At 30.6% G+C, this 19,083-nt stretch carries 21 protein-coding genes and 1 pseudogene; 16 read left to right on the forward strand and 6 right to left on the reverse strand.

The genetic code is table 11. From position 1 onward, the window contains the following. Nucleotides 1–601 (forward strand): annotated as a pseudogene (locus tag CAMP5053_RS07080) (hypothetical protein); the annotation flags it as partial. An 11-nt stretch (nucleotides 602–612) separates the two neighbouring features. Here the strand turns inward: CAMP5053_RS07080 and CAMP5053_RS07085 are convergent. Next, nucleotides 613–2,091, reverse strand: a complete 1,479-nt coding sequence (locus CAMP5053_RS07085; RefSeq protein WP_337217558.1) for a flagellin B — start codon at nucleotides 2,089–2,091, stop codon at nucleotides 613–615. A 158-nt stretch (nucleotides 2,092–2,249) separates the two neighbouring features. On the opposite strand from CAMP5053_RS07085, the gene CAMP5053_RS07090 reads away from it, so the two are divergent. The 6 genes from CAMP5053_RS07090 to CAMP5053_RS07115 all read left to right on the forward strand — a co-directional run bounded on the left by CAMP5053_RS07090 (nucleotide 2,250) and on the right by CAMP5053_RS07115 (nucleotide 9,370). Then, nucleotides 2,250–3,728, forward strand: a complete 1,479-nt coding sequence (locus CAMP5053_RS07090) for a flagellin B (RefSeq protein WP_337217559.1) — start codon at nucleotides 2,250–2,252, stop codon at nucleotides 3,726–3,728. A 113-nt stretch (nucleotides 3,729–3,841) separates the two neighbouring features. Then, entirely contained in the window at nucleotides 3,842–5,926 is a 2,085-nt protein-coding gene (gene topA / locus CAMP5053_RS07095; RefSeq protein ID WP_250325633.1) for a type I DNA topoisomerase, read from the forward strand. Further along, complete coding sequence (locus CAMP5053_RS07100; RefSeq protein WP_337217564.1) at nucleotides 5,926–6,762, forward strand: biotin synthase; 837 nt, start codon at nucleotides 5,926–5,928, stop codon at nucleotides 6,760–6,762. Before topA ends, CAMP5053_RS07100 begins: the two co-directional genes overlap by 1 nt. Continuing rightward, nucleotides 6,743–7,921, forward strand: coding sequence for a cation:proton antiporter (locus CAMP5053_RS07105; protein ID WP_087700895.1), 1,179 nt, complete (start codon nucleotides 6,743–6,745; stop codon nucleotides 7,919–7,921). Before CAMP5053_RS07100 ends, CAMP5053_RS07105 begins: the two co-directional genes overlap by 20 nt. 40 nt (nucleotides 7,922–7,961) lie before the next feature. Next, nucleotides 7,962–8,720 carry a 3'(2'),5'-bisphosphate nucleotidase CysQ family protein gene (locus tag CAMP5053_RS07110; RefSeq protein WP_214100734.1) on the forward strand — a complete coding sequence of 253 codons (759 nt, stop codon included), beginning with the start codon at nucleotides 7,962–7,964 and terminating at the stop codon, nucleotides 8,718–8,720. Next, entirely contained in the window at nucleotides 8,720–9,370 is a 651-nt protein-coding gene (locus CAMP5053_RS07115; RefSeq protein ID WP_214126518.1) for a hypothetical protein, read from the forward strand. Before CAMP5053_RS07110 ends, CAMP5053_RS07115 begins: the two co-directional genes overlap by 1 nt. Here CAMP5053_RS07115 and CAMP5053_RS07120 read toward each other — a convergent pair. From CAMP5053_RS07120 to CAMP5053_RS07130, 3 genes are read right to left on the reverse strand one after another with little or no spacing between them, the layout of a single operon-like run. Continuing rightward, nucleotides 9,363–10,139 (reverse strand): UDP-N-acetylmuramate dehydrogenase, encoded by a 777-nt coding sequence (locus tag CAMP5053_RS07120; RefSeq protein WP_261530459.1) that lies wholly within the window; start codon nucleotides 10,137–10,139, stop codon nucleotides 9,363–9,365. The genes CAMP5053_RS07115 and CAMP5053_RS07120 overlap by 8 nt on opposite strands. Beyond that, on the reverse strand, nucleotides 10,136–10,402 hold the full coding sequence (gene fliQ / locus CAMP5053_RS07125) for a flagellar biosynthesis protein FliQ (RefSeq protein ID WP_012660903.1): 267 nt from the start codon (nucleotides 10,400–10,402) through the stop codon (nucleotides 10,136–10,138). Before fliQ ends, CAMP5053_RS07120 begins: the two co-directional genes overlap by 4 nt. Nucleotides 10,403–10,428: 26 nt before the next feature. After that, on the reverse strand, nucleotides 10,429–11,292 hold the full coding sequence (locus CAMP5053_RS07130; RefSeq protein WP_337217560.1) for a menaquinone biosynthesis family protein: 864 nt from the start codon (nucleotides 11,290–11,292) through the stop codon (nucleotides 10,429–10,431). A 109-nt stretch (nucleotides 11,293–11,401) separates the two neighbouring features. Here CAMP5053_RS07130 and recA point away from each other — a divergent pair, with 109 nt between their 5' ends. The 4 genes from recA to CAMP5053_RS07150 all read left to right on the forward strand — a co-directional run bounded on the left by recA (nucleotide 11,402) and on the right by CAMP5053_RS07150 (nucleotide 14,631). Further along, a complete protein-coding gene (recA, locus tag CAMP5053_RS07135) occupies nucleotides 11,402–12,436 on the forward strand; it encodes a recombinase RecA (RefSeq protein WP_087700900.1) in 1,035 nt (344 codons plus the stop codon). Next, nucleotides 12,436–13,680, forward strand: a complete 1,245-nt coding sequence (gene eno, locus CAMP5053_RS07140) for a phosphopyruvate hydratase (RefSeq protein ID WP_337217561.1) — start codon at nucleotides 12,436–12,438, stop codon at nucleotides 13,678–13,680. Before recA ends, eno begins: the two co-directional genes overlap by 1 nt. 101 nt (nucleotides 13,681–13,781) lie before the next feature. Further along, entirely contained in the window at nucleotides 13,782–13,958 is a 177-nt protein-coding gene (locus CAMP5053_RS07145; RefSeq protein WP_250322464.1) for a hypothetical protein, read from the forward strand. Beyond that, a complete protein-coding gene (locus CAMP5053_RS07150) occupies nucleotides 13,948–14,631 on the forward strand; it encodes an AMIN domain-containing protein (protein WP_087700902.1) in 684 nt (227 codons plus the stop codon). Before CAMP5053_RS07145 ends, CAMP5053_RS07150 begins: the two co-directional genes overlap by 11 nt. Nucleotides 14,632–14,647: 16 nt before the next feature. Here CAMP5053_RS07150 and CAMP5053_RS07155 read toward each other — a convergent pair whose 3' ends face one another. Then, nucleotides 14,648–15,031 (reverse strand): group III truncated hemoglobin, encoded by a 384-nt coding sequence (locus CAMP5053_RS07155; RefSeq protein ID WP_087700903.1) that lies wholly within the window; start codon nucleotides 15,029–15,031, stop codon nucleotides 14,648–14,650. A gap of 107 nt (nucleotides 15,032–15,138) precedes the next feature. Between CAMP5053_RS07155 and CAMP5053_RS07160 the strand changes: the two genes are divergently transcribed. Continuing rightward, complete coding sequence (locus tag CAMP5053_RS07160; protein ID WP_087700904.1) at nucleotides 15,139–15,615, forward strand: cysteine permease; 477 nt, start codon at nucleotides 15,139–15,141, stop codon at nucleotides 15,613–15,615. A gap of 238 nt (nucleotides 15,616–15,853) precedes the next feature. On the opposite strand, the gene CAMP5053_RS07165 is transcribed toward CAMP5053_RS07160, so the two are convergent. Continuing rightward, nucleotides 15,854–16,015, reverse strand: coding sequence for a highly acidic protein (locus tag CAMP5053_RS07165; RefSeq protein WP_087700905.1), 162 nt, complete (start codon nucleotides 16,013–16,015; stop codon nucleotides 15,854–15,856). Nucleotides 16,016–16,102: 87 nt separating this feature from the next. On the opposite strand from CAMP5053_RS07165, the gene moaC reads away from it, so the two are divergent. From moaC to CAMP5053_RS07185, 4 genes are all read left to right on the forward strand, one after another. Continuing rightward, entirely contained in the window at nucleotides 16,103–16,576 is a 474-nt protein-coding gene (moaC, locus tag CAMP5053_RS07170) for a cyclic pyranopterin monophosphate synthase MoaC (protein ID WP_214100738.1), read from the forward strand. Further along, nucleotides 16,554–16,817, forward strand: a complete 264-nt coding sequence (locus tag CAMP5053_RS07175) for an HP0495 family protein (RefSeq protein ID WP_039667882.1) — start codon at nucleotides 16,554–16,556, stop codon at nucleotides 16,815–16,817. Before moaC ends, CAMP5053_RS07175 begins: the two co-directional genes overlap by 23 nt. Before the next feature lie 11 nt (nucleotides 16,818–16,828). Next, nucleotides 16,829–17,950: a hypothetical protein gene (locus CAMP5053_RS07180; RefSeq protein WP_337217562.1), complete on the forward strand. Its 1,122-nt coding sequence runs from the start codon at nucleotides 16,829–16,831 to the stop codon at nucleotides 17,948–17,950. 65 nt (nucleotides 17,951–18,015) lie between these two features. Next, on the forward strand, nucleotides 18,016–19,083 hold a 1,068-nt coding region (locus tag CAMP5053_RS07185), incomplete at its 3' end, for a PDC sensor domain-containing protein (protein WP_337217563.1).

The following is a 19,083-nucleotide window of genomic DNA, read 5'->3' on the forward strand; positions in this document are numbered from 1 at the left end:
GAATATGTGTTGGGATATTTTTAGAAAAACCTTTCAAAGAGATATAGAGTTGGTTAAAAAAATCAACATCACCACCTACAATGCCACAGAAGGTGGAGCTAGGATAAAAGGTGCATTAGAAATCACTTTTTCTACAATTTGTAAAGAATTCCTAAAAAAGACAAAACCTCATTTTACTTTTCCGATAAAAAATCAAAAAAAACTAGAAAAATGTATCACAAAAACACATTTTACCATAGATAAACAATTAAGTATTTTATCAAAATACCTACAACAAGGAAAAAATCTTTTATCTCAAATTGATAAAACTTTCGAAAATAAATCAAACAAAAACATCCTTTCTCTCATTAAAAAAATAGATTCTTTTAAAATAAAAGTTTATAAAAATCCTTTTATTAAAAGTGAGTTATTTGAACCTTTGTTTTTTCATCTTGAGAGTAATCTAACTATTATTTATGTCAAACCAATCAACACAGAAGAAGAAAAAGCTTTAAAAAATATAGAATGGCTAAAAGTAAATAAAGAATGGCTTGAAAATTTTATTAGTTTTTTAACTATACAAAATGAAGCGATAAAAAAAGTTAATTTTAAAGCCCTTTAAAAGGGCTTTAACTATTGTAAAAGTTTTAATACATTTTGTTGCACGGCATTTGCTTGGCTCATAGCATAAGAACCACTTTGAGCTAAAATGTTATATTTAGAAAAATTCGCACTCTCAGCCGCAAAGTCAACATCTCTTATAGTAGATTCAGCTGATTTAATATTTACTTGAGTTACGCTAATGTTATTAATAGTAGCTGTGATTTGATTTTGCACTGCACCAATATCTGCTCTAATATTATCAAGAGTTGTAATAGCACTATCTGCTAGATCCATTACAGCCATAGCCCCTCTAAGAGTGGTTACACCAGCGCTTTTTGGAGTTGAGATATTATCAGCTGTACTCATAGCATTAAAGCCCATAGCCGAAGCTATATCAGCTGAAATTTGTCCTTTAACATCTTCTAAATTTGCGGTTACTTCAGCCATATTTCCATTAGTTCCAAGTCCAGCTTGAGATATATTAGTGCCTGAAATCAATATATCTCTACCATCATTTTTAACCAAAGAAAGTCTTCCATAATTTTCTTCTGCTACTTGAGCATCTAAAGCTCCCATAGAACCACTAAGTTTAATCCCTCTACCATCGGCTGAATTTAAAATGAGTTTTCCATCCACCACAGAAGCTTCAACCCCTGTTGTGTCTTTTTTAGAATTTATAGCAGCAACCAAAGCACCATTTTTATCTCCAGCTTCATAAGTAACCTTACCTATAACAACACCATTAATAGAAAAATTTGATCCTGTAGAACCAGCTGTTAAAGGACCGCTTGATATAGTTTGCACTACAGCAGTTGCCCTAACACCTGTTTTATCTGCTACCTTATTTATCTCATCAGCTAAAGCTCCAAGTCCTGTTCCAACGCTATATGAAATAGGAACGCTTTGAAATTTATAATCATTTACACCATCATATGATTTTAAAACTAAATTTGCCGTGCTTGAGGCTGTTACTCTGCTTCCTGTTTCAAAACGAGTGTGACCGATTTTACTTGATTGAGTTGGCCCTATAGTAGCATGTACTGTTTGGTTTGACTGAGCGCCGATTTGAAATTCTTGATTTACAAAATTTCCACTTAGCAATTGTTTACCATTAAATGAAGTAGTATTTGCTATATTATCAAGCTCTTCCATCAAACGATTGATTTCATTTTGTATCATGGTTCTAGTTTTTGCTGTTTGACCATCTTGAGCAGCTTGAGTAGCTTTAACTTTAATAGTATCAAGTATTTTTAATTGCTCATCCATAGCTTTATCAGCAGTTTGTAAAATACCTATAGCATCATTACCATTGTTAATAGCTTGACCTAAAGATGCAGCTTGATTTCTCAAAGAGTCTGCTATAGCCATACCAGAAGCATCATCTGCAGCTGAATTGATTCTCAAACCTGAACTAAGTCTTCCTAGAGATTTATCTAACTCTCTAGCTGTGATAGTTGAATTTGCATGTGCATTCATTGCACCTATGTTGGTGTTTATTCTAAAACCCATTTTAAATCCTTTCAAAATATTGCTTAGCCTCTTAAAAGCAAATAGCGTTCCAAAAAATATAAATCTTTTTTATATAAAAATATAAAACTTTTTATTTTCTTTCCGATTTAGTTTAAACGACAGCATGAGGGTGTCGAATATATTTAAAAGGATTTAAAATGGGATTTCGTATTAACACAAATGTAGCATCTTTAAATGCTCAAGTAAATGCAGGTATGAACTCAAGAGCGTTAGATAGCTCTTTAGCAAGACTTAGTTCAGGTTTGAGAATCAATTCAGCTGCAGATGATGCTTCTGGTATGGCTATAGCAGATAGCTTAAAAACTCAGGCCAATACTTTAGGTCAAGCTATTAACAATGCAAATGATGCAAACAGCATGCTTCAAATAGCTGATAAAGCTATGGATGAGCAATTAAAAATACTTGATACTATTAAAGTTAAAGCTACTCAAGCTGCTCAAGATGGTCAAACAGCAAAAACTAGAGCGATGATTCAAGGTGAGATCAACAAGCTTATGGAAGAGCTTGATAACATAGCAAACACCACTACTTACAATGGTAAACAATTACTAAGTGGTTCTTTTTCTAACCAAAAATTCCAAATTGGCGACAAAGCAAACCAAACTATAAATGCTACCATAGGCTCAACCAACTCAAGTAAAATCGGTCAAACACGTTTTGAAACAGGTGCTAGAGTAACAGCTTCAAATGAAATTGGTTTTACTATCAAGTCTTACGATGGCATTAATGATTACACTATCCAACCTGTTAAAATTTCCTATGGTGTTGGAACAGGACTAGGTGCTTTAGCAGCTGAAATCAATAAATCTTCTGACAAAACAGGTGTTAGAGCAACTGCAGTAGTTCAAAGTATATCTTCTGCAGCGCTAACAGCTGGCTCTACAGGATCAAATTTTGCAATTAACGGCGTTGTTATAGGTAAAGTTGTTTTTGATGCTAACGATAAAGATGGTGCTTTGGTTTCTGCTATCAATGCTAAAAAAGATACAACAGGGGTTGAAGCTTCTATAGTAGATGGAAGATTAGTTTTGAACTCAGCCGATGGTAGAGGAATCAAACTAAGTGGATCATTAGGAGCTTTAGATACTCAAATCACGGAAGAAAACTATGGTAGATTAACCTTAGTAAAAAATGATGGTAGCGATATTATCATTTCAGGAACAAATGCTTCTCAAGCTGGCGTTGGAACTGGAGCAACTATGGCTGAACAAACTACAAACCTTGAAAGTATAAAAGGAAAAATTTCAGCTGACTTAGCTTCAGCTATGGGCTTTAACGCTATGACAAATATGGCTACAGCAGGTAAAGAACAATCAGCTGGTGTTACTACCTTACAAGGTGCAATGGCTGTTATGGATATAGCTGATACTGCTATAGCAAACCTTGACACTATTAGAGCAAACATCGGTGCTACACAAAATCAAATCACATCAACTATTAACAACATTAGCGTAACTCAAGTTAATGTTAAAGCTGCTGAATCACAAATTAGAGATGTTGACTTTGCGAGCGAAAGCGCAAACTACTCTAAAGCTAACATTCTAGCTCAAAGTGGATCTTATGCTATGGCTCAAGCAAATGCAGCTTCTCAAAATGTATTAAGATTACTTCAGTAGTCAACTTACGATTTCCTAAGCTCACCTTTTGGTGGGCTTTTCTTCTTTTCTAAGCAAAAAATTTAACTTTTTTTTATACACTTTTACTAATTTTAATCCTCACAAGGAAAATAATGAAAAATTTAATCATAGTAGAATCACCTGCTAAAGCTAAAACCATAGGTAATTTTTTAGGTAAAGACTATGAAGTAATAGCCTCTAAAGGACACATTAGAGATCTACCTAAAACTAGCTTTGGTATAAAAATAGAAGATGAAAATTTTAAACCTGAATATAGAATTTCAAATGATCATTCAAGTTTAGTAAAAGAACTCAAAGAAAAAGCTAAAAAAGCTAAAACCATCTATCTTGCAACCGATGAAGACCGCGAGGGTGAAGCCATAGCTTATCACATAGCTAAGGCTATTAATAAAGATGAAAATTCTCTGCCACGCATAGTTTTTCATGAAATTACTAAAAGTGCTATAGAAAATGCTTTAAAAAATCCAAGATCCTTAAATGTAAATAGCGTCAATGCTCAGCAAACTAGACGCTTACTTGATCGCATAGTAGGTTATAAACTAAGCCCTTTACTTAATCAAAAAATTCAAAAAGGCTTAAGTGCAGGGCGTGTGCAAAGTGCAGCTTTAAAAATCATCGTCGATAGAGAAAGAGAGATCAAAGCTTTTATTCCTTTAAAATACTTTAGCATAGATATGATTTTTGAAAAAGACTTACAAGCTGAATTAGTTGAGTTTCAAAATCAAAAGATAGAAAAACTAAGTCTAACCAATGAAGATAGAGCCAAACTCATCTTTGAAGCTTGCAAAAATGCTAGTTTTAAAATAAAAGACATAGAAAGCAAAGATAGAAAAATAGCCCCACAAGCGCCTTTTATGACCTCAACCCTGCAACAAAGCGCGAGCAATCGCCTAGGTTTTAACCCTAAAAAAACCATGATGATCGCTCAAAAACTTTATGAGGGTGTAAAAACACATCAAGGCATTATGGGTGTGATCACTTATATGAGAACTGATAGCTTAAACATCGCAAAAGAAGCTTTAGAAGAAGTAAGAAAACTTATCAAAAATGATTTTGGCAAAGAATACTTACCAAGCAAAGCAAATATTTATACTACTAAAAGCAAAGGCGCTCAAGAAGCACATGAAGCTATAAGACCGACTAATCTTAGTTTTACTCCAAAACTTGCAAGTGAGTTTTTAGAAAAAGATGAAGCAAGGCTATATACTTTAATATACAATCGCTTCCTAGCTTCACAAATGAATCCTGCTATCTCTCAAACTCAAAATGTCTATGTAAAATCAAATGAAGCAAGTTTTAAAATAAGTGGTAGAAAAATTTTATTTGATGGGCATTATAAAGTATATGGAGATATGGACAAAGATAAAATTTTACCTAATTTAAAACTAGAAGATACACTAAATATCCAAAATATAGAATTAAACTCACATTTTACCGAGCCACCTTCAAGATACTCTGAAGCTGGACTTGTTAAAAAGCTAGAAAATCTTGGTATAGGACGCCCTTCAACTTATGCTCCAACCATCTCTTTACTTAGTGCAAGAGAATATGTACATATAGATAAAAAGCAAATCATACCTAATGAAATAGCCTTTGTCGTAACAGAAGTTTTAGAACAAAACTTTAGCGATATAGTAGATAGTGATTTTACTTCTAAAATGGAAGATAAACTTGATATCATTGCAGAAGGTAAAATGGACTGGCAAGAAGTTTTAAGAGAGTTTTATTTTCCTTTTATGAGAAAAATTGATGAGGGTAAAAAAAACATAAAAAGCCAAAAAACTTTCACAAAGCTAGATGAAACCTGCCCTGATTGTGGTGGAGAGCTTGCTATAAGAAAAGGAAGATATGGAGAATTTATAGCTTGTTTAAATTTTCCAAAATGCAAATACTCAAGAAATTTAAAACAAGAAACACAAAATGAAGAAAAAAGCGAGAAAAAACTCAACACCATAGGCGTAAAATGCCCAAGCTGTCAAGAAGGTGAGATCGTAGAGCGTTTTTCTAAGCGTGGTAAATTTTATGGCTGTAGTGCTTATCCAAAATGCAACTATATAAGCAAATACAAACCAAGTGAAGAAAAATGTAGCAAATGTGGCGAAACTTTGATTATCAAAGAACTTAAAAAAGGCACATTTTTAGAGTGCTTAAAATGCAAAATCAAAAAGGAAATTTAATGCAAATCATGCTTTGTGCTATATCTAATATAGCAAGTGGAGGGTGCGGTGAGGACTGCAAATACTGCACTCAAAGTGCTCATGTGAAAACTAATATCAACAAATACAAAAGAAAAGATATAGACCAAATTGTTTTAGAAGCTAAAATAGCTAAGAAAAATGAAGCTTTGGGCTTTTGTTTGGTCACAGCAGGCGCTGGACTTGATGATGAAAAACTTGAATATGTGTGTAAAGTAGCTCATGCAGTGCAAAAAGAAGTAGAAGGACTTTTACTCATAGCTTGTAATGGTATAGCAAATTTAGAACAACTCAAAGAATTAAAAAAAGCAGGAATTTTTTCTTATAATCATAATCTAGAAACTTCCAAAGAATTTTTCCCAAACATATGCTCTACGCATACTTGGGAGCAAAGATTTCAAACTAATCTTTATGCTAAAGAAGTAGGCTTAATGCTTTGTTGTGGCGGAATTTATGGTCTTGGAGAAAATGAAGCTGATAGAAAAAGTTTTAGAGCAAGTTTAAAAGAGCTTGATCCTTTTTCCTCGCCTATTAATTTTTTCATACCAAATGAAAATTTAAAACTCAAGCAAAACTTATTAAATGCTGATGAGGCGTTAAATATCATCAAAGATACTAAAAAAGACTTACCAAATGCACATATTATGGTAGCAGGTGGTAGAGAAGTAGTGCTAAAAGAAAGACAATATGAAATTTTTGACGCAGGAGCTAGTGCTATAGTAGTAGGTGATTATCTTACAACTAAAGGCGAAGAACCTAGCAAGGACATACAAAAACTAAAACAAATGGGATTTAGCTTTGCTAGCTCATGCCATTGATGCTCAAGCTGCTACGGATTTAAAAATTTTACTAGTCGTGGCAGGATGTTTGCTTACTTCACCTTATATTGCTAAATTTTTAAAACTCCCGCTTTCAGCCACTGAAATCATGCTTGGTTCTTTTATAGGATTTTTAGGTTTTATAGGGGAAAGTGAAAATTTTAAGCTTTTAGCTAATGCGGGATTTTATTATCTTATGTTTATTGCGGGTATGGAGATTAATCTTAAAACCTTTTTAAACACAGAAAGAAGTTTGCTCAATAAAGCTTTTATATACATTATACTTTTATATGCTATTAGTATTTTAGCGGTTGAAAGTATAGATATTTCTTATATTTTTGTTATTATCATACCTGTTATGAGTGTGGGATTACTCTCAACGCTTTATAGAGACTTTGGTAAAAACTGCGAGTGGCTTAATGTGTCCATGGTAGTGGCTACTTTGGCTGAAGTTGTAAGTATAGTTTTACTTACCATAGCTGCGGCATTTTTAGGAAAAGGTGCTGATATTTTTTCACTCACTCAAAATTTATTATACTTGGTAGGATTTTTAGCACTTTGCATTATTGGATTTAAATTTTTAGAAGTGCTTTTTTGGTGGTATCCACAGCTTAAAACTATACTTATGCCTTGGCAAGATCAAAATGAAAAAGATATAAGATTTTGCATGGCAATTTTCATAGCCATAGTTGCGATTATGATTTATTTTAAACTTGAAGTTGCACTTGGAGCTTTTATATCTGGTTCATTTATAGCTACTTTTTTTGATCATAAAAAAGATTTAGAGCATAAGCTTTCTAGTTTTGGTTATGGTTTTTTAATCCCTATATTTTTTATTTACATAGGTTCAAGCTTTAAACTCCAAATGCTTTTAAACCCTCAAGTTTTAATCATAGCTTTTTCACTAACTGCTTTTATGATAGGACTAAGAATACTTTGTGCTATGACTTTTTTCAAAATACTTGGTTTAAAAAATACCTTTTTATTTGGCTTAAGTCATTCTATGCCACTAACCTTACTCATCGCAGTAGCTACACTTTCTTATCAAACCAATATCATTACTCAAGACATATATTCAGGGTTAGTGCTTACTGCTTTACTTGAAGCAATTTTAGCTATTAGTTTGATTAAATTTATCAATAATCTTAGTAGAAAATAATTCTACTAAGTATTTATTTTTACTTGTTATACTTTATTTTATGGAAAATTTAGACACACTTTTAGAATTAGCCTTAAAGGCAGGCAAAGAAGCCTCTAAAGTATTGCTTGAATATAAAGACAAAAATACTTTATGGCTTAAAGATGATGATTCTCCGGTAGGTTTAGCTGATATAAAATCCAATGAAGCTATTAGTGAAATTTTAGCTTCAAGCGATATAGCTATATGCTCTGAAGAAAATATACTCTCTTATGAAGAAAGAAAAAATTTAGAATATTTTTGGCTTATAGATCCGCTTGATGGCACTAAATCTTATGCCAAAAAAGATAAAGAATATTGCGTTTTAATTGCATTAATCCGCAAAAACACCCCTATACTTTCACTTATAAGTGATGTGGAAAATAATGCATTTTATTATGCACATACCCATACTAAAGTTTATAAAAATAATGAAATTTTAAATCTTAACTTAGAACAATACGAAAAAGTTAAAAATATAGCCCTTTACTCTAAAAATCATGATAATAATGAAGATTTTTTTATTCAAAATCATCTTGAAGGTATTAAGGTTTCATCTGCTTTGAAATTTGTATATTTACTTGAAGCAAAAGCCGGAATTTATCCGCGTTTTGGTGGTCCAAAAGCTTGGGATATAGCCGCGGGAGATTTTTTAGTCAAACAAAATGGTGGAATTTTATACGATTTTGACAAAAAGGCTTTAGATTATAATAGTCCTGATTTTAAACTTCCAAGTTTTATAGCTTTTGCTAAGAACGAATTTAAATTAAAAGGTTTTTAGTGAGATTTTTTTTAGTGTTTTTGTGTTTTTTAAGTGCTATTTATGCTAACTCTTTTGCGAATAAAAAAATCATCAAATTACAAAATAACGATGATTTTAATATCATCAATCTTGAACAAAACATAAATTATGATAAACTCTCATATATTAGCACCTTAGCTTTAGTGCCAAGCTATGAAAAAGAATATAATTTTTATTTTTCAAATTTAAAAATTGATGCCAAAACCATGGCAAAAGACACGCTAAAAGCATTAAGTGCTATTTTAAATGAGCAAAATAATTTTGCCTTGCTTAGTCAAAAAGAAAATCAAACTTATATCAACAGTCAAAATATCTTACAAGCAAATAAAAATTTCATTAATGCAAGTGAGTTTTTAGAATTCAATCGTTTTAAAAAGGCTGATTTTATTATTTTGCTAGATTTAAAAAGTATTCAAGCAAGCCAACAAAATTTCTTGCTTTTTTCCAATTTTGAAGTCAAAGCCGACATAGAATACAAACTTTTTAATGCTAAAACAAAAAAATTAAAAGATCATAAAATCCTTACTATCAGCACTCAATTTAGCACAAACGATAAAAATAAATCTTATCAAGAATTAGTCCAAGAAATAGCTAAAATTGTTTATGAAGATATTAAAAATACTATATAATCACCACTTCTTCTTCCAAAATAATCCCAAATTCTTCAAAAACTCTTTTTTTAGCAAGCTCTATCAAAAATAAAGCGTCATCAAAACTAGCATGTTTTTTGTTGATTAAAAAATTTGCATGTTCATTACTAAACATCGCATCATTTTTACTAAAACCTTTAAGACCAACTACTTCTATCAATCTTCCTGCATGATCGTTTTTAGGATTTTTAAAAATGGAGCCAAAGCTAGCACCTTTGGGTTGATTTTTTCTTGCATTTTTTAAAAACTCATCTTTGGCTAGGTTAAATCCATATTCTAAAAAAAACTTTGCACTAAACATTACTTCTTTAATAGGATTAAATCTATAAGCAAAAGCAATATTTTGTTTTAAAATTTCTTGATTAAAAGTGCAAATACTGATTAAGTTTTTACTAATATCCTCATCTTTTAACCCTGCATTCATTTTTAAAATACCACCCAAAGTTCCTGGGATATTTCTTAAAAATTCAAAGCCTTTTAAGTTATTTTCTTTAGCAAAATGATACATTTTAAAGGATTTCACACTAGAACCTATCTCTAAAAACATACCTTTTTCATTTTGCTCTAAAATTTTAATATAATCAAAACTTTTCCCTAAAATTCCAAATTTTTTGGGTTTTGGAGAGATTAAAAGATTATTTGCCCCGCCTATTAAAAAACCATTAAATTCGCAAGGCTCTTCAAGTACTTGCACTTCAAAGCTCGCACCTATACGCACAGAAGAATACCTAGAAAAATCAACAATCATCGAATAAAGCTTGGAATTTGATTTAAAATATTCGTTGTAAAATCAATCATAGAACTTATCATCCAAGGCATTAAAAATACTATTACCACAACAACAAGTAAAATTTTTGGTACAAAAGAAAGCGTAGCTTCATTAATTTGCGTTACAGCTTGAAAAATACTTATAATAAGCCCTGCAATAAGCCCTGCCAAAAGCATAGGCAAAGAAAGCATAAGTGTGATTTTAAAAGTTTGTACACCCAAGGCTACTAAAGTACTTTCCATATTTTCTCCTTAAAATTCAAATTTTATCAAGAATTTCTAAATTCTTCATACTCACTAGGTATAAGATAATCTTTGCTTTTTATTAATTTCTCATAAAATCCATGATTATACCCAAGCTCAAAAAGCTTATCTATAGCATTGTATTGTTTATCATTCATATTAATAGAATTTTTATTTGCGTATAAATTTAAATACACATCAAGTTTTTGTGCATCTACGCGTATTAAATTTCGCTCTAAAAGCATGGAAGCTAAGATTTTTCTATTATTATCCGCTACTTTTACTGCCTTAATCAAATCTTTTTCAATCGCTATGGCATCATTAAGTGGTAAAGATCTTCTAAGTGCCATACCACCCAAAGGTAAAGGCAAATCATCTTTGGCTAATTCTTGCCAAACATCCCAAAGTTCAGCCTCAACACATAAACTTGAATCAAATTCTAAAATACTCTCATGTATAAGCACTCCTGCATCAACTTCATCTTCTAAAACAGCCTTTTCAATCTCTAAAAAATTCTTATAAATTATTCTAGCTTGTGGATATTTTATGCGAAAGATTAAAGCATTAGTAGTGTGTGCTCCACTTAAAGCAACTTTAAAATTTGGCTTTAATTTTTTATTTTTTTTCTTAATAAGCTTTGGCCCATAACCCTCACCAAAACTCACAGCAGTTTTTAACAAGGCATATTCACTAGCTATCAAAGGATAAAGTGCAAAAGATATCGCACTAACATCGTATATATTTTCTAATGCAAGTTCGTTTAAAGTTTGTATATCCAAGGCTGTATTTTCATACTCATAAGTATTTCCAACCCAACCAAATTTAATCGCCATATACATAAAAATATCATCAGCATCAGGAGAGTGTGCTACGCTAATTTTTTTATTCATTTTTTTCCTTAAAAATCTAAAAAAGTATTTTAGCAAAATTCAAAATAAAAACTTATATTAAATTTCTTTTTGATACAATTTTAAACATATTATAAAAGGATTAATAAGCATGGATGATAATAAAAGAAAATCACTTGATGCAGCCTTAAAAAGTCTTGATAAAACCTTTGGAAAAGGCACTATTTTAAGACTTGGCGATAAAGAAGTTGAAAAAATTGATTCTATTCCTACAGGTTCTGTTGGACTTGATTTAGCTTTGGGTATAGGCGGGGTTCCAAAAGGAAGAATTATAGAAATTTATGGACCTGAAAGTTCAGGTAAAACTACACTTACCTTACACATCATCGCAGAATGTCAAAAAAAAGGCGGAGTTTGTGCGTTTATTGATGCTGAACACGCTCTTGATGTAAGATATGCAAAAAATTTAGGTGTTGATACAGAAAATCTTTACATCTCTCAACCAGATTTTGGAGAGCAAGCCTTAGAAATCGTTGAAACTATAGCAAGAAGCGGGGCTATTGATCTAATAGTAGTAGATAGTGTTGCTGCGCTTACCCCAAAAGCAGAAATTGAAGGTGATATGGGAGATCAGCATGTAGGTCTTCAAGCAAGATTAATGAGCCAAGCTTTAAGAAAATTAACCGGTATCGTTCATAAAATGAACACTACTGTAATTTTCATCAATCAAATTCGTATGAAAATAGGTATGATGGGCTATGGCACACCTGAAACAACCACTGGTGGAAATGCATTAAAATTTTATGCTTCAGTGCGTTTAGATGTAAGAAAAACAGCAACTTTAAAACAAAACGACGAGCCTATTGGAAACCGCGTTAAAGTAAAAGTAGCTAAAAACAAAGTAGCCCCTCCTTTTAAACAAGCTGAATTTGATGTAATGTTTGGCGAGGGTGTAAGTCGTGAAGGCGAGCTAATAGATTATGGTGTAAAACTTGATATTATTGATAAAAGTGGTGCATGGTTTTCTTACAAGGCTTCTAAGCTTGGTCAAGGTAGAGAAAACGCCAAAGCCTTTTTAAAAGAAAATCCAGCTATTGCAGATGAAATCACTCAAGCTATACAAAACTCAATCGGTATAGATAGTATGATTTTGGGCGCAAAAGAAGACGATGAAGGAGAAGAATAATGTTGATTATTGAAGATTTAAGAGCTTTTGAAGTTTTAGATAGTAGAGGCAATCCTACCATTAAAGCTGAAATCATGCTAAGCGATGGTAGTGTGGGTAGTGCTATCGTTCCAAGTGGTGCAAGCACAGGAAAAAAAGAAGCTTTAGAATTAAGAGACAATGATGAAAGATTTGGTGGAAAAGGTGTTTTAAAAGCTATTGAAAATATCAATGGCACCATAGCTGAAAACATTATAGGGCTTGATGCATTTAATCAAACTCAGCTAGATAATACTCTTTTAGAACTTGATGGGACAAAAAATTATTCCAACCTAGGAGCAAATGCAACTTTAGGAATTTCTATGGCAACAGCGCGCGCTGCTGCTAATGCACTTGGAGTGCCTTTATATCGTTACTTAGGTGGAGCAAATGCAAGCGTATTACCTGTGCCAATGTGCAATATAATAAATGGTGGCGCACACGCAAATAATAGCGTAGATTTTCAAGAATTTATGATCATGCCTTTTGGTTTTTCAAGCTTTAAAGAAGGGTTAAGATCAGTTTGTGAAATTTATGCAGTATTAAAAAAAGAACTAGCTAGCTTAGGTCACTCTACTGCTTTAGGTGATGAGGGTGGTTTTGCACCAAATTTAGCAAATAATACTGAACCACTTGATCTTTTAATGACTTGTATTAAAAAAGCAGGCTATGAAAATAAAATCAAACTAGCACTAGATGTAGCAAGTAGCGAGCTTTACAAAGATGGTAAATATCACTTAGAAGGTAAAGTTTTCTCAAGTGAAGACCTAATCGCGCGTTATGAAGAATTATGTGCCAAATATCCAATTTTTAGCATTGAAGATGGTTTAGCTGAAGATGATTATAAAGGTTGGATTAAACTCACTCAAAAGCTTGGTAATAAAGTTCAGCTTGTGGGTGATGATTTATTTGTAACTAATGAAGATATTTTAAGAGAAGGTATTATGAAAAATATGGCAAATGCTGTATTGATCAAACCTAATCAAATCGGAACAATCACTCAAACTATGAGAACAGTAAGGTTAGCTCATAGAAATAATTATAGATGTATTATGAGTCATAGAAGTGGTGAAAGCGAAGATGCTTTTATAGCTGATTTTGCAGTAGCGCTTAATACAGGACAAATCAAAACAGGAGCTCTAGCAAGAGGTGAGAGAACTGCTAAATATAATCGCTTATTAGAAATTGAACTTGATAATGATGAGTATTTAGGAGATAAACTCTGAGTGACTTATTAAAAGAGTATGATGAGCATTCCAAAAAAAAGGAGGCTCGTCACCAACTCATCAAAACTATTGCATTATCATTTGTAGCTATTATCGTTGCGATGTATTTTGGCAATATGTTTTTTGGTAAATCTTCACTAGATGTTTTATTAAGTTTAAAAAATGAAAAAAAATATCTAGAGAAAAATATTGAAGAACTAAAAGCTAAAAATGCTCAAGCTCAAAAAGAATATTTGCAACTTTTAAGACTTAAAGGAGAAAATTCGCATGAGAATTAATTTTTTTATATTATTTTTACTTTCTTGTGTGTGTTTAAACGCAAAAGAAAATCCTTTTGATAATAACTTACAGCAACAAAATACTGAATTTGTAAAACTCAGTCCTTTTCAAAGGCAAGATTTTAATTTTAATTCTGATGCAAGAATTTTAAAAAACATTACCATTACCTATATCAATCTTGATGGTTCTGAACAACAAACAACCTTAGATATATACAAAAGCATTAATTGGCACGACACCTACTCTTTCGTAAAATCAAAAAGCCCAAATGCTACTCCTATACTTGATGTTTCTGTTACTGTGCCACAAGAGCAAGGAGTAAAAAATACAAAAGCAGAAGAAAACAACACTACAGTTAACATAGAAACACCACTTTTCAGTGGAAATATATATAATTTTATTTCTATTAGTTTTTATAATAACAAAATTAACATTAAAACCGAAGATAAAATGTTAAGACATTTATCCATAGGAGATCCAACTAAAATTATTATAGATTTTGCAAAAAAACAAAATTTCAATACTAAAACACTGCAAGTAAATACAGCAAAGGTTAAAAAAGTTGTCTTTGGATCACACAAAGGATATTATCGTCTGGTAATATATCTTGATGGAAAATATAGCTACCAATACTCTCGTAGCGAAAATTTATATACCTTTAACTATCGCTAAGAGTTTTTTGTAACTCTTAAGCAAATCTATGATCATAAATAATCATTTGAAATCTTTGGGCTATCATTCTAGCTCTTTCTATGATGATACTTCTTGGCTCATCTTCAAAAACTTCTTGCAAACTCTCATCAAATAAGTTAAGCCAAATGTCAAAAAATTCTCTTGGAAATGGAGGTAGTTCATGATGAGCTCTTAAAGGAGAACCACTATAACTTGGATCACCTAAAAACATTCCTGCCCAAAAACTTGCTATTTTTTCTTTATGCTTTTTCCAACTCTCATCATCTGTGCCAATTTTTTCATTAAAAATGGGTCCCAAATTCTTATCAACTCTAATTTTTGCATAAAAAATATCCATAAGTTTTTTAATACCATCATGGTTAATAGTTTCAAATTTCATATTTTTCCTTAAAAATAATTTTTGATAATTGTAATAAATTTATAAATTAAAAATATAGATAAATGTTAATTTTTAGTATAATTTCAAAAAACTTTAAAAGAAAAAATATGACTTATACTATTTTACCACCCAATCAATTTTTAGATGATTATGTTTTAAATATACAATTACATCAACTAGCAAAAATTTCAAAAAATGCTTATAAATTTTGGAAAAATGTTCAAGCAGGACGCTATCAAGGCACAAGGGTGGTATTTTTACACAAAAAAAGTATTTTAAAAAAACATCAACATCTCATACAAAAATGTGAAAACTTAAATGGCTTTGTATTAGCAAGTGCTTTTTGCTCATTTACCACTTTAGCTCCCTCCCATTTAGTAGAAAAAAATAACTCTCAAATTTATAAAATCTTAGATATTAAAGAGGTTTGTGGAGTTAAATTTGTAAATTTAAAGGCATTTTACGATTTTTTAAATTTAGATTATAATTGTAATATCTATATCGAAAAATGTCATTTTTTTAGCCCTACTCCTTTAGAAAAACGTATTAAAATTACTGAGAGTATGTGCGTTGGGTATTACTAACTTTTACGACCAAATTTATCATCAAAATACACCATTGCTATAGCACCAAAGTAACTTAGCTAAATATCCTACAGCAAAAATCCTATAATTATTAAATATTTGTAAAAAAAATGGGCTTAATTTTCAAGAAAAAATCTTTAGAAATATAATTTACAAAAAATACCAAAATTCCAAGGTCTCTCTCAAAGAAGAAAGACCTAAAATTTTATATCTTTTTTACCAAGATTTTTACTCACTCTTAATCCATCTCATAAGTATCATCATCGCTATAATCATCATCATACTCATAATCATCATCATCATAATTATACGATCTTTGATTATTTGCATAAGTATCATCATCTGTTTCATCATACATTTCATCATCGTAATTTTCAAATTCTTCATCATCATAAGCCATTATAAATCCTTTAAAATTTTTTAGTAGTATTTTAATATAAAAAGATACATTTTGGTATAATTTTTCAAACTTTACTCAAGGAAAAATATGAATTTAACGCATTTAGATGAAAAAAACCATCCCAAAATGGTAGATGTAAGTCAAAAAGATATTACTCAAAGAAAAGCTTGTGCAAGTGGTAAAATATATATGAGCAAAGAAGCATTTGAAGCTATCGTTGAAAACAAAGCTAAAAAAGGACCTGTTTTACAAACTGCTATCATAGCAGCCATCATGGGAGCTAAACAAACTTCAAATCTCATTCCAATGTGTCATCCCTTAATGATTTCAAAAGTACAAACTCATATAGAAGAAAACAAAGAAGAATACTCTTTTAAACTTTTCGTAACCATAAAATGTGAAGGAAAAACCGGAGTAGAAATGGAAAGCTTAACAGCTGTTAGCATTGGACTTTTAACTATTTATGATATGGTTAAAGCTATTGATAAAAGTATGCAAATTACTGATATAGTTTTAGAAAGCAAGGAAGGAGGAAAAAGTGGTAAATATTTGCGATCTTAAAAAAGAACCTATTATAAATTATCCTACTTTTTGGGACTATAAAGTCGTTTTTGAAGCTGGTGTTGATGCCTTAGAAGTTTTCACTCAAATACTTAATGAAAGAGAATTTAAATACAAAATCTCAAATACTAGCAAGCAAGGCACATATAAAAGCTATCTTTTAAGTGTTTATGTCGATAGTAAAAGTGATCGTTTAAATATTTTTAACCAATTAAAAAGCAAAGCCAAATTTGTACTATAAAAAGGAAAACTATGAAAAATTTAGCCATTATTTTTGAAAATTCTCTCTTAGCTTGTGAAAAAAATGAAATTCCAAGCTTAATCAGCGAACTTGTTTTTAATCTAAGCTATAAAAAAATTAGTTTTGAAAATACTAGCAATGAAGAACTTTTTGCCATCTTTTCTAAAGTATTAGAAAAACTTGAACTTATAAATGAAGAAAATATTTCTAGAATAATCCAAGGCATCATCAAAGCTAGAGTGGAAGAAGATAAAAAAACATTTTTTGCTTATATTAATGAATATAGCAAATTAAAAACAAAAATTGAAGAACAAAAAAACACCATTAAACACAAAATTTGCGATAATTTTTTTGACTTAGAAAAGACTTTAAAAGATTTAAATTTAAATGAATTTAATATAAGTATCAATGATGCTATGCTTTATGATATAGAAATATTAGGTCTTTTAAAAGAAACTGCTGAAAGCGCTTTTATTACAACTTTAGAAAAAGGCGAAAATATAGAACTTACTTCTTGTGAGATTGCTAAAAATTTAGTCTTTAATGCAATTTGCGAAGGAAGTTTTGAAAAAGAAAGAATTTTAAAAATCTCTCAAGTGATTTTAAATGCAGCTTTTGAACTTGCTAATGAATCAAAAGTTTTTGCTTATGATTTATGCATAGGAAGTATTTATGGAACGCAAGAAGGAATTTCTTTGGCGATTGAAAAATTTAAAGCAAGTTTTGCATATAGCGCTTTAGAACATGATTTAAAAAACAAAGAAAAAGAACTTATAGACATAGAGCAAGAATTTATTCAAATGCTTAAAAAAATATCATTAGAACTTAATAACCCTGTAAAAGATATACTTAAAGATTTATTAGAAAATAAATTTGACACTTTATTTGCTAAATTTAAACGCCTTATACAAGAAAATAGAGAACAAATCCTTATTAAAATAAATGAAATTAAACAAAATCCAAAAATTGATGATTTTAGTAAATTAGCACAAAACAAACTTAATAACTTAGCTAAAGAGCTAAGCGAGCTTGAAAAACTTGCAAGTCATAAATATAAAAGTTTAGATAAAAACAACGCAAAAGAATTAGGGGTAAGATTATGGGAAAAAGCTAAGATGTTAATAAAAAGATAAAAAAATATTAAAAAATGCAAGATAGTATTTTTACTTAAAATACACAAAAATAAAAGAGGTAAAAGATGTTCAAAAAATTAAATTTAACCATAAAAATGATTTTAATATTATCCTTTGTCGTTTTTATTGGTATAGGAATTTTATCAACAGTCATAGTTTCAAAAAGCTATCAAATGCTTAATACTGAAGCCTATAAACTCCTATTAAGTAGTGCCAATAGGTATGCCAATGGAATTCAAGCAATTACTCAAAATGCATATTCAACACTTGAAACAGCACAAGGAGTTATTAAAAATTTTGCAAGCAAAGATGAAAATCTAGATATAGAAGATTTAAAAATTTTGTTAAGTAGTATGCTAGACTCAAATTCTTGGACTTATTATGCATATATCCATCTTAACCAATATCACGGAGAAAAAAATCCTCTAAATTTTACACCATCAGGTCAATTTTTGCTTCTAGCTAAGGATGAAAATCCTCAACAAAAAGGTTCTGTAAAATTTCTTCAAGCCGAAGATGAAATTATGCAACAAAATTCTATTACTAAAGTTTTACAAACCAAACAACCAGCAGTTGGAAGACCTAAAGATTACTCTGTAGGTGGAGAAAAAATATCTCTAGTTAATATCGCCCTCCCTATTTTTGGAAAAAATGATAAGCTTATTGGTGCAATAGGAATGCTTGTTCGCATAGATTTATTAAGAGAAGAATTAAATGATCCGAAAAAAAGCTTATTCGCAAACGATCAGCGTTTATTAATTTCCAATGGAGGTTTAATTATCTCAAGTCCAAAAGCTGAATATGTAGGCAAAATTATCACAGAAATCAACCCTCATCCAAGTGCACAAAAAATATTGGATTTGCAAAATTCTAAAGAAAACGGATTATTCGTCTTTATACCTGCATCAACAGGTGAAGAAAATTTAGCTCAACTTATAAATTTCAATCTATGGGAAGGTTCTAAAGATTTTTGGAGTGTTGTTACTATAGCTCCTAAAAAATCTGTAGAAAAACCAGCTAACTCTTTAATGTTTATTGTATTTATAATATCTATCATTGTTTTATTTATCATTATAATAGCTATTTATTTTTATGTAAAAAAAGGTATTGTTGAAAAAATTCATGGACTCCAA

The organism is Campylobacter sp. S4:11 (assembly GCF_024723695.1).
Taxonomy (GTDB): Bacteria; Campylobacterota; Campylobacteria; order Campylobacterales; family Campylobacteraceae; genus Campylobacter_D; species Campylobacter_D jejuni_C.